Raw genomic sequence first — 13,586 nt, forward strand, 5'->3', positions numbered from 1 at the left:
GTTTGACAGGCACATGCGGTTTGCAAAGCACTTTGTCAAGCACCGAATGCGTACAGAACTTGCGAAGGTCAGGGCTTTGGCAGATACCGTGAGATAGGTTTTGCGGGACGGAACATGACGCTCAGAGCTTTCGAGGGGGCCGATTTGAGAACGGCCAGTATCGCCCTTGTCATCGGCGGGATGATGTGGGGCCTGTACTGGATCCCGGTTCGATATCTTGTGAGCCAGGGGCTGGACGGACCCTGGCCCGGGATCGCGATGTATACATCGGCGCTTGTCGTTTTGTTGCCCATCTTGTGGCAGGAACGGCTGGCCCTGGTGCGAGGATGGCGCGGGTTGATCCTGAGTGGGATGTTCACGGGCGCTGCGTTTAGCCTGTTTACTATCAGTCTGGTTTATACGGATGTCGTCCGCTCGATCCTGCTGTTTTATCTGACGCCGGTCTGGGGGACGATTCTTGGCATAGTGGTGCTTGGTGAGCGTCCAAATCTGGTGCGCGTTCTTGGGTTAGTTTGTGGCCTGGGTGGTATGTTTATTGTTCTGGGCGCAGAGCAGGGCCTGCCGTGGCCGCGGAACTCAGGGGATTGGTTGGCTCTGATCTCGGGCATCGCCTGGGCGTTGGGGACCCTCGGTCTTTACCGGACATCCGGTATTTCGGTGCCGGGCCAAGTCTTTGCTTTCATCGCGGGAGCGCTGGTGCTGTCTGTTTGCAGTTTGCCGTTCAGCGCAGGGCTTGAGCCCGCAGGTGGGGCGGGTCAACTGGCGGTGCAGATCGGCCCGTTTGCGTTGTTTTCTGCGTTTTACACTCTGCCGATGATCTTTCTGACCATCTGGCCCGCGACCAAGCTGACACCCGCACGCGTCGGGTTGTTGTTGATGAGTGAGGTCGTCGTTGGCCTGATCTCGGCGGCTGTCTTTTCAGGGGAACCGTTTGGGTTAAGAGAGTTGATCGGGGCCACGCTGATCGTGAGCGCTGCGTTTCTGGAGATTGTCCGGGGCTGAAAGCGCCCGGGCGAGGACGGTTAATAAACAAACCGAACGTTGGGTGTTGCGGGTGTGTTGCGTAAACTATTGACTTTGCGCGCTTTATTTTGCACAAGTTGTGTCATGCTAGAAGAAATGGGCGACGGCCCCGGGGTGACCCGGTGGCCGTTTTTCGTTTCTCTCGTGCGGAAAAACTCACGCATGAGGTCAATAGCCAAACATGACTTTGATTACCCCGGAAGAGCGGATTTCTCAGACGGCTGATTTGTTGCAGTCGCTTGAGAGATCCATTCGCGATCTGCGTCAGGCAGCGGAAGAACTGCGAAAACAGATCGGTGCCGGGGAGGATGCAGACCTTGCCGGAACAGGCAAGCAACTGGGTCAGCTAGAGGGGCTGATCCGCAGTTGCCAGAAAGTGGAGACAAGCTTTGTCGAACAACATCACAGACAAGCCGGTATTGCCCAAGGGGGCTATGCGCTCGACCTTGATCGGGCACGATCTGAGATCGGGTGCAGGCTGGCTCGCCTCCGCGCCTTCTGCGGTGCAGGACAGGTTTCTAAGTGAGATCGGGGAGGGGGGGCTGTGCGCCCTCCCTTTCTTGTTCGAGTTCTGGGCGCTGCCGCACCAGTTGCCGCCCGAGGGGGATTGGCGGTCGTGGGTGATCATGGGGGGCCGTGGGGCTGGCAAGACGCGGGCCGGGGCTGAGTGGGTACGGTCCATGGTCGAGGGGTCTTTGCCTTTGGATCGCGGCGAGGCGTGTCGTGTTGCGCTTGTGGGTGAGACCTTTGATCAGGTGCGCGATGTGATGATCTTTGGCGACAGCGGGATTTTGCAATGCTCGCCGCCGGATCGTCGGCCCACGTGGAAGGCATCCGAACGCAAACTGGTCTGGCCCAACGGGGCCGAGGCGCAGGCGTTTTCGGCGCATGACCCCGAGGGGTTGCGCGGGCCGCAGTTCGATGCGGCCTGGGTGGATGAATTGGGTTGTGCGGCCATAGACAAAGGTACAAACCAGCCCAACAAGTTCCTGGACCCTAAGTCGTCAGAATCCAAACTGCCGGCCTATTCTAACGGTCTACGGGACGATTTCATTCAGGTTCAATACCTGACGGCGATGCTGGGCTATTGGGGTGATGACAGCGTCAATCCGGTGTCGACCGTGTACGGTGCCCCCATGGTGGATATGTCAAACGCCTATGTCTGGGCCTGGGACGCACGCCCGTTTCCCACTTTCCCGAACCTGCGCAGTCAGTGGAGCGATGGCGAGAACTATGCGCGGGGCCATTGGTTGAACGGCCGCTCCGGGTCGCGAACGCTGGCGTCGGTGGTGACGGAAATCTGCCATGGGGCAGGGGTGACGGATATCGACGTCTCAGACCTCTACGGGGTCGTTCGGGGTTACGCGGTTGAGGATGTATCGGACGCGCGCTCGGCTCTTCAGCCGTTGATGCTGCGCTACGGGTTCGACGCGATCGAGCGCGGCGGTGTGCTGCATTTCCGCATGCGCAACGCGCTGGGCGCGACTTTGGTCGGCCCGGATCAACTCGCCATCAGCTCCGACGTGGAGGGTACGGTCGAATATCGCCGCGAGGCCGAGGCCGAAATGACCGGTCGGGTTCGCCTGCGCTTTGTGCAATCGGACGCGGATCACGATGTAGTCGCGGAAGAAGCGGTGTTGCCGGATGACAGCACCCATGCGGTGGCCGTCAACGAGGTGCCCTTGTCGATGACGCGTACTGAAGGCCGTCAGACGGTTGAACGATGGTTGAGCGAAGCGCGGGTCTCGCGTGACACGGTGCGTTTTGCGTTGCCGCCGTCGCTGATGCATCTGGGGGCCGGGGATGTGGTCAGCCTTTCAGATGATCAAAGCGGTGCGCGCTATCGGATCGACCGTCTGGAACAGGCCGAGATGCAACTGGCCGACGCGGTCAGGGTCGAACACGGGGTCTATTCCACTTCTGATCTCGCGGAAGATGCGGTGTCGGTGAAGCCGTATGTCGCACCTGTTCCGGTGTTGCCGGTTTTTATGGACCTGCCGCTGATCACCGGTGCCGAGGTGCCGCACGCGCCCTACCTTGCCGTCTCTGCCGATCCGTGGCCGGGCAGCGCTGCCGTTTATTCATCGACCAACGATGAAGACTACCGGCTGAGCGACGTGGTCTCGGGCCAGGCCGTGATCGGGTTTACCGAAACCCCGCTCAGGCGCGCGGCTAGCGGTATCTGGGACGAGGGTCCGGCGCTGCAGGTCAAGCTGATCGACGGTCTGCTGGAATCGCGCCCGCGCTCGGCCTTGCTGAACGGTGTCAATCTGGCTGCCATCGGCGACGGATCACCCAATAATTGGGAGGTATTTCAGTTCGCGGACGCCAGCCTGCAATCTCCGGGCGTTTACGCCTTGTCCGGTCGCTTGCGGGGACAGTTGGGCACAGATGCGGTGATGCCGGATGTCTGGCCGGACGGCTCAGTCTTTGTTCTGCTGAACGACCGAGTGTTCCAGACCAGTCTGCTGCGCACCGAGCGACGGGTGGCCAAGCACTACCGCATCGGCCCGGCTGCGCGAAGCTATGACGATCCGTCCTATGACTACATCGTTCAGTCTTTTGGCGGGAACGGATTGCGTCCCTATGCGCCGGTGCATGTGCGGGTCAAACCAACGGCTGCGGGGGACGAGGCGACCTGGATTCGCCGCACGCGTCTGGATGGCGATGACTGGGCTGGGCTGGATGTGCCACTGGCAGAGGAAAGCGAATCCTATCTGCTGCGCGCGCGGGCCAACGGCGCGGTGCTGCGCGAAGTGGTGACCGCGGAACCGCGATGGACCTACTCGTCTGCAATGAAAGCAGCGGATGGCCTGACCGGCCCCTATCAGCTTGAAGTGGCGCAGGTCTCGGCCAGCTACGGGCCGGGTCCGTTCGCCCAACTGGCGGTCGGGTAAACGACCTGATGCGGCCCGTGCTCCACGGTGATATCAGTTCTGCGGCGCGGGCTTTGCTGGCCGTGCCGCAGCCGGATCGCAACCGCCTGTGTGTCCGGATGATCGCCGAGGCGGAACTGGCGGATGCGCATGTCACCAACACTGGGCGTTTACACCCGGTCTACGGCAATGGCTCGCTGATGGCTGCCGCGCGCAACAGAGTGCTGCTGAATGAGCCCAGCTTTGACGATGTGCAATATTGCCAATGTTTTGAACTGGTTCTGAGCCACCTGATCCGGTTCCAGATCAACCGGCAGCGCAACTGACACACTTACTGGCGGCGAGGTCCAGGTTCAGTCGCCCCTCGGGAATCTCGTCGCCGCAATCTTCGCAGTACCCGTATTCATCTTCCTGCAGACGGGCCAACGCGGCCCTCAGACGGCGAGTTTCGAGGTCACGATTGGCCTGCTGCGCCTTGGCCATCGCTTGATTTTGCAAGGCATCCATCCGGCTTAACCGGCCAACGGCCTGCTGGTCCAACTCGACAACCGCCTGCGCCTGTTGGCCTGCAGTTGAAAGCTGGCTCAGTTCTGCCAGACGTGCGTGAATTTGGGCCTCGAAATAGCTGCGTTTGGAGTCATTCATTTCTGTTGCATCGCAGATCACGGGTTTGCGTTTGGTGTTTTTACCACTAAATGGCATTCTAGGCGCAGCAGAGGATCAAAAGCTATGTTCGAAAAGCGCAGCCAAGTCACATCCGTAGATCCGGTTTGGGGTCGCATCACGGCCGAGGCCAACGCGGCGGTCGAGAAAGAGCCCCTCATGGGGGGGCTGGTGCACGCCTGTATCCTGCATCACCGCAGTCTGGAGCGCGCCCTGTCGTACAGGGTGGCGGCGAAACTGTGCTCGAACGAGATGTCGATGATGGTTCTGCGCGAGATCGTGGATGAGGCTTATGCCGACGACTCCCACCTGATCGAGGCGGCCCGCGCGGATCTGATGGCGGTCTATGAGCGTGACCCGGCCTGCCACCGCCTGTTGCAGCCAATCCTGTACTTCAAAGGCTATCAGGCCATGCAGGCCTATCGCGTGGCCCATTGGCTGTGGCGGAAAGGGCGGCATGATCTGGCCTATTTCTTCCAAATGCGGTCATCCGAGATTTTCGGGATCGACATTCACCCGGCTGCCAAGATCGGCAAGGGGATCATGATCGACCACGCCCATTCCATCGTGATCGGTGAGACGGCGGTTGTGGGCGACAATGTCTCGATGCTGCATTCGGTGACCCTTGGTGGCACCGGCAAGGAAGAGGAGCAGCGCCATCCGACGATTGGCGACGGCGTTCTGATCGGTGCCGGGGCCAAGGTTCTGGGCAATATCGAGGTGGGCCATTGCAGCCGCATCGCTGCCGGGTCGGTGGTTTTGCAAGAGGTTCCGGCCTGCAAAACCGTGGCGGGTATTCCTGCGAAGATCGTTGGTGAGGCTGGCTGTGATCAGCCGTCGATCTCAATGGACCATATGCTGGGCAAAGACCAGTAAAGCCTGCAATCACTGGCTTCAGTTCGAGCGGCTGTTTCTTTTAAGCAGCCGCTCTTGGCGTCTCTGCTCGCGTCGTTGTTTGCGCAGTTCGATTTTCCTTTGCCGGTCTGCTTTTTGCTGAGCAATGACGGCGGGGTCCGAGGATTTGAATTTTGAGTTTTCGCCAGGATAGCTGTTGGGTTTGGCGACGCTCATCACAGGCGAGGCGGTGGCCAACAGGGTCAAAACGATCAGGCTTTTGGTGGTATTTGTCAGGCGCATCACACAACTTCTTCCAGCTTGGTTTGGCAAGATGAAGGTGGGATGTTTCGTCCTTTGGCGCAATCGTACGGGCGATCACGTGCGCTCAAATCCCGGCGCGGGGTGCGTCAACCCCGCCGGGCTGTGCGCCCGGCGGGGTCAAGAGGTTGAGGGCGTTTAGGCCAGCATCACCATTGGGTTTTCCAGATTATCCACAATGGCTTGCAGCAACTGAGCACCAAGCGCGCCGTCGATAACCCGGTGATCGACCGACAGGGTGACGGACATCACGGTGGCGACCGTCAGCTCTCCGTCATCGCCCACGACCGGTTTCTTCAAACCGGTGCCAACGGCCAGGATACCGGCGTGCGGCGGGTTCACGATGGCGTCGAAATTGTCGATGCCGAACATGCCGAGGTTCGAGACCGCGAACGTGCCGCCCTGATATTCATGCGGGGCCAGCTTGCGATCACGGGCGCGGCCTGCGAGGTCCTTCATCTCGGTCGACAGTGCGGACAGCGATTTGGTGTCGGCGTCCTGCAGGACCGGGGTGAACAGACCACCCTCGATGGCGACCGCGACGGCCACATCCGAAGGTTTCAGTTGCAGAACCCGGTCGCCCGCCCAGACGGCGTTGCATTCGGGAACCTGTTGCAGCGCGTTGGCGACGGCCTTGATGATGAAGTCGTTGACGCTGAGCTTCACGCCCCGGCCTTCCAACTGCTTGTTCAACTGGCTGCGGAACTTGAGCAGCGCGTCCAGCTTGATATCGCGACGCAGGTAGAAATGCGGGATGGTCTGTTTGGCTTCGCTGAGGCGCGCGGCGATGGTTTTGCGCATTCCGTCCAGCTTAACCTCTTCGTAGTCGCGACCTTCGTACATCTTGGCCACGGCGTCTGCGGATGGGCCAGCCGGTGCTGCGGCTGCCGGAGCGGCGGCTGCAGGTGCTGCTACAGGCGCCGGAGCAGTTGCCGTTGCACCTTCGACATCCGCTTTGACGATCCGGCCATGGGGGCCAGAGCCGGTGATCTGCGCCAGATCCAGACCCTTTTGCGCGGCGATGCGACGGGCCAGCGGCGAGGCGAAGATACGACCGCCATCCGCCTTGGCAGGCGCTGCCGGGGCAGGGGCGGGCGCCTCGGATGCCACTGGCGCGGCAGCTTCGTTGCCCGCGGCGGCTGCAGGAGCAGCCGCGGGGGCTGCGGCAGGTGCGGTGCCAATATCATCGGCGCTTTCGCCGTCTTCCAGCAGGACCGCGATGGCGGTATTGACCTTGACCCCTTCGGAACCCTCGGGGATCAGGATCTTACCGATAGTGCCTTCATCAACAGCCTCGAACTCCATCGTGGCTTTGTCGGTTTCGATCTCGGCCAGCAGGTCGCCGGAGGAGACGGTGTCGCCTTCTTTGACCAGCCATTTGGCAAGGGTGCCTTCCTCCATCGTCGGCGAAAGGGCGGGCATCAGAATTTCGGTGGGCATCTGTCTGTCGCTCCTTACCGGTAGGTCACTTGTTTGACGGCGGCGATCACCTCGTCGGTGGTGATCAGGGCCAGCTTTTCGAGGTTCGCGGCGTAGGGCATCGGAACATCCTTGCCGGTCAGCGTGATGACGGGCGCGTCGAGATAGTCGAACGCTTCCTGCATCACGACCGAGCTGATATAGCCGCCGACCGAGCCTTGCGGCCAGCCTTCTTCCACGGTCACCAGACGGTTGGTTTTCATCACCGAGTTGATGATTGCGCCAGTGTCCATCGGACGGATCGTGCGCAGGTCGATCACCTCGGCGCTGATGCCGTCTTCGGCCAGCTTGTCGGCAGCTTCCAGCGCGTATTGCATGCCGATGCCGAAGCTGACGATGGTCACGTCCGAGCCTTCGCGCCAGATGCGGGCCTTGCCCAGCGGCACGGTCAGGTCTTCCACCTGCGGCACGTCGAAGGAACGGCCATAGAGGATTTCGTTTTCCAGGAAGACCACCGGGTTGGGATCGCGGATCGCGGATTTCAGCAGGCCTTTGGCATCAGCGGCCGAGTAGGGCATTACGACTTTAAGGCCGGGGATCTGCATGTACCAAGCGGCGTAGTCCTGCGAGTGCTGGGCTGCCACGCGGGCGGCGGCACCGTTGGGGCCACGGAACACGATGGGGCAGCCCATCTGACCACCGGACATATAAAGCGTCTTGGCAGCCGAGTTGATGATCTGGTCAATCGCCTGCATGGCGAAGTTGAACGTCATGAACTCGACAATCGGTTTCAGGCCGCCAAAGGCAGACCCCACGGCGATACCGGCAAAGCCGTGCTCGGTGATCGGGGTGTCGATCACGCGTTTGCCGCCGAATTCGTCCAGCAGACCTTGGGAGATTTTGTACGCGCCTTGATATTCGGCGACTTCTTCGCCCATCAGGTAGACGTCTTCGTCGCTGCGCATCTCTTCGGCCATCGCGTCGCGCAGGGCTTCGCGAACCGTCTGCTGCGCCATCTCGGCATCTGCGGGCCAATCCGGCGACAGGTCAACGACCGGAGCCGCCGGGGCAGCGGCAGGAGCGGGGGCCTCGACCGCCGCAGGGGCGGCCTCGGTCACCGCTGCGGCTGCGGGTGCAGCCGCGGGCAGGGCGGAGGCGTCTTCGCCTTCTTCGACCAGAACCGCGATGGGGGTGTTCACTTTGACGCCTTCGGTGCCTTCGGCGATCAGGATCTTGCCGACGATGCCTTCATCGACGGCTTCGAATTCCATCGTCGCCTTGTCGGTTTCGATCTCGGCCATGATATCGCCCGAGGATACGGTGTCGCCTTCCTTGACCAGCCATTTGGCCAGCGTGCCTTCCTCCATAGTGGGCGAAAGGGCGGGCATGAGAATTTCGGTTGCCATGTCTTATTCGTCCTCTCAGGCGTAAATATCTGTCCAGAGCTCGTCCAGCGACGGCTCGGGGCTTTCTTTCGAGAATTCGGCGGCCTGATTGACGATCTCTTTGATCTCTTTGTCGATCGCCTTCAGGTCATCCTCGGTCGCGTGTTTGCCGGTCAGCAGCAGCTCGCGCACGTGTTCGATCGGATCGCTTTGTTCGCGGACCTTCTGAACCTCTTCGCGGGTGCGGTACTTGGCCGGGTCGGACATCGAGTGGCCGCGATAGCGGTAGGTTTTGACCTCGAGGATGTAGGGGCCCTTGCCCGCGCGGCAGTGCGCCACGGCCTTTTCGCCAGCAGCCTTGACCGCCAGCACATCCATGCCGTTGACGATCTCGCCGGGGATGCCGAACGCCTCACCACGGTGATAGATGTCCTTGGTCGAGGTCGAACGCGCCTGAGCGGTACCCATGGCGTATTGGTTGTTCTCGATCACAAAGACAACCGGCAAGTCCCAGATCGCCGCCATGTTGAAAGTCTCGTAAACTTGGCCCTGGTTTGCCGCACCGTCCCCGAAATAGGTGAAGGTCACGCCGCCGTTCTCTTTATACTTGTCGGCAAAGGCCAGCCCCGCGCCCAGCGGGACCTGCGCGCCGACGATGCCGTGGCCGCCGTAGAAATGCTTCTCTTTCGAGAACATATGCATCGAGCCGCCCTTGCCCTTGGACAGGCCACCCTCGCGCCCGGTGAGTTCGGCCATCACGCCGCCCGGATCCATACCACAGGCCAGCATGTGACCGTGGTCGCGGTAGGAGGTGATGCGTTTATCGCCCTCTTTCGCGGCAGCTTCGAGACCGACAACAACCGCCTCTTGTCCGATGTAAAGGTGGCAGAAACCACCAATCAGACCCATACCGTAAAGCTGGCCCGCCTTTTCCTCGAATCGGCGGATCAGCAGCATCTCGCGGTAGTATGTGGTCAGTTCTTCCGCAGAAACATTTGGTTTCTTTGTGGTTTTTCGCGCAGCCATTGTGGCGATCTCCCCCTTTCGGCAAGATAGTTTAGTGTTAAACTATCTCTTAAAGCATTTCCTTCTGTCTGGCGAGTGTAAATGTGACGCAGCGGCACCCCGTGCGGAATCCAGCCGGAAACCTGCCGCGAAGTCTTTGGTTCAATGGAGGTTTTGGGGAAGAGCCCGAATGGGTTTAGCGAATGACGATCTCATCCGCGCGGATCATGCCCAGAACCGAACGGGCCTGCTGATCCAGAAGGTCGAGATCGAGATAGGTGTCGGATAGTCGACGGGTCAGGTTTTCCATCTCGGTGATGTCGGCCTCAAGCGTGGCCAGGTCGCGTGACAGAGCATCCCGTTCCGCCGCAATCTCGACCCGCCGGAACAGGCCGTAGTCGCCCTGCACGGCGGCAAAGGTGAAATACACACCCAGCATGAACGCCACCGAGAAGAAAAGGACTGCGCCCAAACCGGGCCGATTGGAACGGGACACTCTGTTACCGCCGTATGAAACTTGCCTCAAAAACGCGCCCTTTGCGGGCATCTGAAAGCACTATGTCACAGGTGATTCGCCTTGTGAATCCCTTGATTAACGGAAATTCCGCTTTCGAGTCAGAAAGTCACAGGGCGCGCCGAAACTACTGCTCCAGCGCGGCGACGCCGGGGAGGGTTTTACCTTCCATCCATTCCAGAAACGCGCCGCCGGCCGTCGAGATATAGGAAAAATCTCGCGCCGCGCCCGATGCGTTGAGCGCCGCAACCGTATCCCCGCCCCCCGCGACCGAGACCAACTGACCAGACCGCGTCAAAGCCGCCGCTTTCAGCGCGGCGGCGTTGGTGGCCGCGTCAAAGGGTTCAAGTTCGAACGCGCCCAGCGGGCCGTTCCAGATCAGCGTCTGGCTTTGCCCGAAGATGTCCGAGATCGCAGCCACGCTGTCGGGGCCTGCGTCCAGGATCATGCTGTCCTCGGGGCATTGATCAGCAGGCAGCACCTGATGCGCGGCGTGGGCTTCGAACTTCTGAGCAGTAACGATATCCGTCGGCAACACGATCTTGCAGCCCGAGGTCGCGGCCTTGGCAAGAATGTCGGCTGCGGTGTCCTTCATCTCGCGCTCGGCCAGTGATTTGCCGACGCTCACGCCTTGGGCCACCAGAAAGGTGTTCGCCATCCCGCCGCCGATCACCAGAAAATCCACTTTGTCGATCAGGTTACCCAGAAGCTCCAGCTTGGTCGACACTTTCGCGCCCCCAACCACAGCCGTCACGGGACGCTTCGGCGCGCCCAACGCGCCTTCCAGCGCCTCAAGTTCGGCCTGCATCAAACGACCGGCGCAGGAGGGCAGAAGGCGGGCGATTGCCTCGGTCGAGCTATGGGCGCGGTGCGCAGCGGAAAACGCATCGTTGCAATAGGCATCGCCCAGTCGCGCCATTCCGGCGGCCAGATCGGGATCGTTCTTTGTCTCGGCTGCGTGGAAGCGAGTGTTTTCCAGCAGCAGAACCTGACCGGGTTGCAGCGCCTGCGCCGCCAGTTCCGCCTCGGTGCCCACACAGTCGGCGGCAAACAGAACCTCGGCCCCGAACGAGGCCTCAAGCGTCGGAACCAACTGTTTCAGAGACAGGCTCTCGCGACGTTCCCCACCGGGACGACCGAAATGGGCCAACAGGATCGGCTTGCCCCCAGCAGCCAGAATATCGCGCACGGTGGGAACGATGCGCTGGATGCGGGTCGCGTCGGTCACAACGCCGTCCACCACCGGCACGTTGATATCGACGCGCACCAGTACGCGTTTGCCGTTCAGGTCCATGTCGTCCAGCGTTTTCCAGCCCATCGCGCAATCCTCGTGTTTTGATACCTTATTTAGGCGGTTCTTTTCCTGCATTTTGCCCTCAGGTCAATGCGTCACTTGGCTTTCACCCGCTTGGGGCATAGGTATTTGCCAAGACCAATCGACAGGAGGGCCTCATGGCCGAGATCAAAGACCCCGAAAACACCATCATCATCGAACTGAAGGACGGCAATGTCGTGATCGAATTGCTGCCCGACGTCGCGCCCCAGCACAGCGCGCGGATGAAGGAACTGGCGCGCGGCGGCGAGTATGACAACGTGGCCTTCCATCGTGTGATCGACGGGTTCATGGCCCAGACCGGTGACGTGCAGCACGGCGATATGGAAGACGGGTTCAACCTGCGTATGGCAGGCACCGGCGGGTCGTCGCTGCCCAACGTTCCGGCCGAGTTCTCGAAACTGCCGCATGACCGGGGCACGCTGGGCGCGGCGCGGTCGCAGAACCCGGACTCGGCTAACTCGCAGTTCTTCATCAACTTCAAGGACAACCACTTCCTGAATGGCCAGTACACGGTCTATGGCCGCGTCATCGACGGCATGGAGCATGTGGACGCCATCGTGCGCGGCGAGCCGCCCGCGAACCCCGACCGCATGATCAGCGTCAAGGTGGCCGCCGATGCATAAGCTGGCCGCCGCATTCGCCCTGCTGGCCAGCCCCGCGCTGGCCACAGGCCTTGAAATCGAGGTCGAGGGCGAGGGTGCAAACGGCACCATCACCGTTGACCTGTTCGATGACGTTGCCCCGAAACACGTGGAACAGATCGCGGCGCTGGCGTCCGAGGGTCAGTATGACGGCGTGGTGTTTCACCGCGTGATCGACGGCTTCATGGCCCAGACCGGAGACGTTCAGTACGGCAATCAGACCAGTGACGGTTTCAACGCCAGCTACGCCGGGCGTGGTGGTTCAAACCGCCCCGATCTGCCTGCCGAGTTCTCGGACATCACCTTTGACCGGGGTGTCGTGGGCATGGCGCGGTCGCAGAACCCCAACAGCGCCAACTCGCAGTTCTTCATCATGTTTGCACCGGGTCCGTTTCTGGACGGGCAGTATACGGTCGTCGGTCAGGTCACAGGCGGCATGGACGTGGTTGACGCGATCAAGCGCGGTGACGGCCAGAACGGGGCTGTTATCGGCCAGCCCGACGTGATGAAAAAAGTCACCGTCACCGAGTAACGAAAGACCCCGGCGCTGCCTGCAGTGCCGGGGTTCTGTTTCTTCACTGCCGCTGATGGCAAAGCAGTGTGTCAGTCATCCGACGACATCGCCTTCCAGATCAGCGCACCGACCGCGCCTCCGATCAGCGGGGCGACCCAGAATAGCCAAAGCTGCGCAAGGGCAGGGCTGTCGGCAAACAGCGCCACGCCGGTCGAGCGGGCCGGGTTGACCGAGGTGTTGGTCACCGGGATCGACACCAGATGGATCAGCGTCAGCCCCAGACCGATTGCGATGGGGGCAAAACCAGCAGGCGCACCGCTGGACGTTGCGCCAAGAATGATCAGGATGAAGAACGCGGTCATCACAATCTCGATCACCAACGCGGACATCAGCGAATACCCTCCAGGGGATGCCTCGCCATATCCATTCGATGCAAAACCGCCGACCCCGGCGAAATCCGGTGCGCCGCTGACGATCAGATACAGAACCACAGCCGCCGCAATCGCGCCGATCACTTGCGCGGCCCAGTAGGGCAACAGGTCCTTGGCCGGAAAGCGCCCGCCGATCATCAAACCCAGGCTCACCGCCGGGTTGAAATGTCCGCCCGAGATATGGCCCACCGTATAGGCCATCGTCAGAACCGTCAGGCCAAAGGCCAGTGAAACACCCAGCCACCCGATGCCCACATCTGCAACACCCGCCGCCAGAACCGCGCTGCCACAGCCGCCAAGGACCAGCCAGAATGTACCGAAGAACTCGGCCATAAGTTTCGATGACATGAAAACACCTCCGCAAATCAATGGGTTTTAGTTTAATTCAAATAGTATTTTTTGTGAAATTGAAGGATAGGGGGATTTTTTGCCAGGATAAGGCAGATTGGAACCACAAATATTGTATATGTGCAGCTCGACGTCCAGCAGAATGAGCGCCCGCTGTGAGCCCCTTACAGACATACTGTTCGAACAACCAAAATCTAAAGATCGTCTTTCTTGTCAGAATAAAGTGGTGAGTCCTGTTTGATTTTATCGATCCAATTCGACAGGTGAAAAATGTAA

At 60.6% G+C, this 13,586-nt stretch carries 15 protein-coding genes; 7 read left to right on the forward strand and 8 right to left on the reverse strand.

Annotation, left to right across the window (positions count from 1 at the left end; translation table 11 throughout):
• Window positions 1-114 precede the first annotated feature (114 nt).
• The 4 genes from ACR0NJ_RS01150 (at window position 115) to ACR0NJ_RS01165 (ending at window position 4,225) form a co-directional block, all read left to right on the forward strand.
• Window positions 115-1,002, forward strand: a complete 888-nt coding sequence (locus ACR0NJ_RS01150; protein ID WP_480815296.1) for a DMT family transporter — start codon at window positions 115-117, stop codon at window positions 1,000-1,002.
• Window positions 1,003-1,204: 202 nt separating this feature from the next.
• A complete protein-coding gene (locus tag ACR0NJ_RS01155) occupies window positions 1,205-1,549 on the forward strand; it encodes a hypothetical protein (protein ID WP_480815297.1) in 345 nt (114 codons plus the stop codon).
• A 100-nt stretch (window positions 1,550-1,649) separates the two neighbouring features.
• A complete protein-coding gene (locus ACR0NJ_RS01160; RefSeq protein WP_480815544.1) occupies window positions 1,650-3,920 on the forward strand; it encodes a phage tail protein in 2,271 nt (756 codons plus the stop codon).
• A gap of 8 nt (window positions 3,921-3,928) precedes the next feature.
• Entirely contained in the window at window positions 3,929-4,225 is a 297-nt protein-coding gene (locus ACR0NJ_RS01165) for a DUF7742 family protein (protein ID WP_480815298.1), read from the forward strand.
• On the opposite strand, the gene ACR0NJ_RS01170 is transcribed toward ACR0NJ_RS01165, so the two are convergent.
• The gene (locus ACR0NJ_RS01170; RefSeq protein ID WP_480815299.1) at window positions 4,206-4,544 is read right to left on the reverse strand and encodes a TraR/DksA family transcriptional regulator; all 339 of its coding nucleotides are present in this window, start codon (window positions 4,542-4,544) and stop codon (window positions 4,206-4,208) included. The two genes, ACR0NJ_RS01165 and ACR0NJ_RS01170, sit on opposite strands and share 20 nt — an antisense overlap.
• An 84-nt stretch (window positions 4,545-4,628) precedes the next feature.
• Between ACR0NJ_RS01170 and cysE the strand changes: the two genes are divergently transcribed.
• On the forward strand, window positions 4,629-5,438 hold the full coding sequence (gene cysE, locus ACR0NJ_RS01175) for a serine O-acetyltransferase (RefSeq protein ID WP_480815300.1): 810 nt from the start codon (window positions 4,629-4,631) through the stop codon (window positions 5,436-5,438).
• 18 nt (window positions 5,439-5,456) lie between these two features.
• On the opposite strand, the gene ACR0NJ_RS01180 is transcribed toward cysE, so the two are convergent.
• From ACR0NJ_RS01180 to ACR0NJ_RS01205, 6 genes are all read right to left on the reverse strand, one after another.
• The gene (locus tag ACR0NJ_RS01180; protein WP_480815301.1) at window positions 5,457-5,699 is read right to left on the reverse strand and encodes a hypothetical protein; all 243 of its coding nucleotides are present in this window, start codon (window positions 5,697-5,699) and stop codon (window positions 5,457-5,459) included.
• Window positions 5,700-5,855: 156 nt separating this feature from the next.
• Window positions 5,856-7,157, reverse strand: coding sequence for a pyruvate dehydrogenase complex dihydrolipoamide acetyltransferase (locus ACR0NJ_RS01185; RefSeq protein ID WP_480815302.1), 1,302 nt, complete (start codon window positions 7,155-7,157; stop codon window positions 5,856-5,858).
• A gap of 14 nt (window positions 7,158-7,171) precedes the next feature.
• Complete coding sequence (locus ACR0NJ_RS01190) at window positions 7,172-8,542, reverse strand: pyruvate dehydrogenase complex E1 component subunit beta (RefSeq protein WP_480815303.1); 1,371 nt, start codon at window positions 8,540-8,542, stop codon at window positions 7,172-7,174.
• A 15-nt stretch (window positions 8,543-8,557) separates the two neighbouring features.
• Window positions 8,558-9,547, reverse strand: a complete 990-nt coding sequence (pdhA, locus tag ACR0NJ_RS01195; RefSeq protein WP_480815304.1) for a pyruvate dehydrogenase (acetyl-transferring) E1 component subunit alpha — start codon at window positions 9,545-9,547, stop codon at window positions 8,558-8,560.
• Window positions 9,548-9,722: 175 nt separating this feature from the next.
• Window positions 9,723-10,022 carry an FtsB family cell division protein gene (locus tag ACR0NJ_RS01200; protein ID WP_480815305.1) on the reverse strand — a complete coding sequence of 100 codons (300 nt, stop codon included), beginning with the start codon at window positions 10,020-10,022 and terminating at the stop codon, window positions 9,723-9,725.
• A 145-nt stretch (window positions 10,023-10,167) separates the two neighbouring features.
• Window positions 10,168-11,358: a phosphoglycerate kinase gene (locus ACR0NJ_RS01205; RefSeq protein ID WP_480815306.1), complete on the reverse strand. Its 1,191-nt coding sequence runs from the start codon at window positions 11,356-11,358 to the stop codon at window positions 10,168-10,170.
• Window positions 11,359-11,492: 134 nt separating this feature from the next.
• Here ACR0NJ_RS01205 and ACR0NJ_RS01210 point away from each other — a divergent pair, with 134 nt between their 5' ends.
• Window positions 11,493-11,999, forward strand: coding sequence for a peptidylprolyl isomerase (locus ACR0NJ_RS01210; protein ID WP_480573455.1), 507 nt, complete (start codon window positions 11,493-11,495; stop codon window positions 11,997-11,999).
• Window positions 11,992-12,549 carry a peptidylprolyl isomerase gene (locus tag ACR0NJ_RS01215; protein ID WP_480815307.1) on the forward strand — a complete coding sequence of 186 codons (558 nt, stop codon included), beginning with the start codon at window positions 11,992-11,994 and terminating at the stop codon, window positions 12,547-12,549. Before ACR0NJ_RS01210 ends, ACR0NJ_RS01215 begins: the two co-directional genes overlap by 8 nt.
• Window positions 12,550-12,620: 71 nt before the next feature.
• Here the strand turns inward: ACR0NJ_RS01215 and aqpZ are convergent, their stop codons facing one another.
• Complete coding sequence (gene aqpZ / locus ACR0NJ_RS01220; protein ID WP_480815308.1) at window positions 12,621-13,310, reverse strand: aquaporin Z; 690 nt, start codon at window positions 13,308-13,310, stop codon at window positions 12,621-12,623.
• Between the last annotated feature and the right edge of the window lie 276 nt (window positions 13,311-13,586).

It is taken from the genome of Ruegeria sp. F11 (genome assembly GCF_056533855.1).

Coding starts and splice junctions, on each gene's coding strand:
- ACR0NJ_RS01150 (WP_480815296.1), top strand. CDS start 115: ATGACGCTCAGAGCTTTCGAGGGGGCCGATTTGAGAACGGCCAGTATC.
- ACR0NJ_RS01155 (WP_480815297.1), top strand. CDS start 1,205: ATGACTTTGATTACCCCGGAAGAGCGGATTTCTCAGACGGCTGATTTG.
- ACR0NJ_RS01160 (WP_480815544.1), top strand. CDS start 1,650: ATGGGGGGCCGTGGGGCTGGCAAGACGCGGGCCGGGGCTGAGTGGGTA.
- ACR0NJ_RS01165 (WP_480815298.1), top strand. CDS start 3,929: ATGCGGCCCGTGCTCCACGGTGATATCAGTTCTGCGGCGCGGGCTTTG.
- ACR0NJ_RS01170 (WP_480815299.1), bottom strand. CDS start 4,544: ATGAATGACTCCAAACGCAGCTATTTCGAGGCCCAAATTCACGCACGT.
- cysE (WP_480815300.1), top strand. CDS start 4,629: ATGTTCGAAAAGCGCAGCCAAGTCACATCCGTAGATCCGGTTTGGGGT.
- ACR0NJ_RS01180 (WP_480815301.1), bottom strand. CDS start 5,699: ATGCGCCTGACAAATACCACCAAAAGCCTGATCGTTTTGACCCTGTTG.
- ACR0NJ_RS01185 (WP_480815302.1), bottom strand. CDS start 7,157: ATGCCCACCGAAATTCTGATGCCCGCCCTTTCGCCGACGATGGAGGAA.
- ACR0NJ_RS01190 (WP_480815303.1), bottom strand. CDS start 8,542: ATGGCAACCGAAATTCTCATGCCCGCCCTTTCGCCCACTATGGAGGAA.
- pdhA (WP_480815304.1), bottom strand. CDS start 9,547: ATGGCTGCGCGAAAAACCACAAAGAAACCAAATGTTTCTGCGGAAGAA.
- ACR0NJ_RS01205 (WP_480815306.1), bottom strand. CDS start 11,358: ATGGGCTGGAAAACGCTGGACGACATGGACCTGAACGGCAAACGCGTA.
- ACR0NJ_RS01210 (WP_480573455.1), top strand. CDS start 11,493: ATGGCCGAGATCAAAGACCCCGAAAACACCATCATCATCGAACTGAAG.
- ACR0NJ_RS01215 (WP_480815307.1), top strand. CDS start 11,992: ATGCATAAGCTGGCCGCCGCATTCGCCCTGCTGGCCAGCCCCGCGCTG.
- aqpZ (WP_480815308.1), bottom strand. CDS start 13,310: ATGTCATCGAAACTTATGGCCGAGTTCTTCGGTACATTCTGGCTGGTC.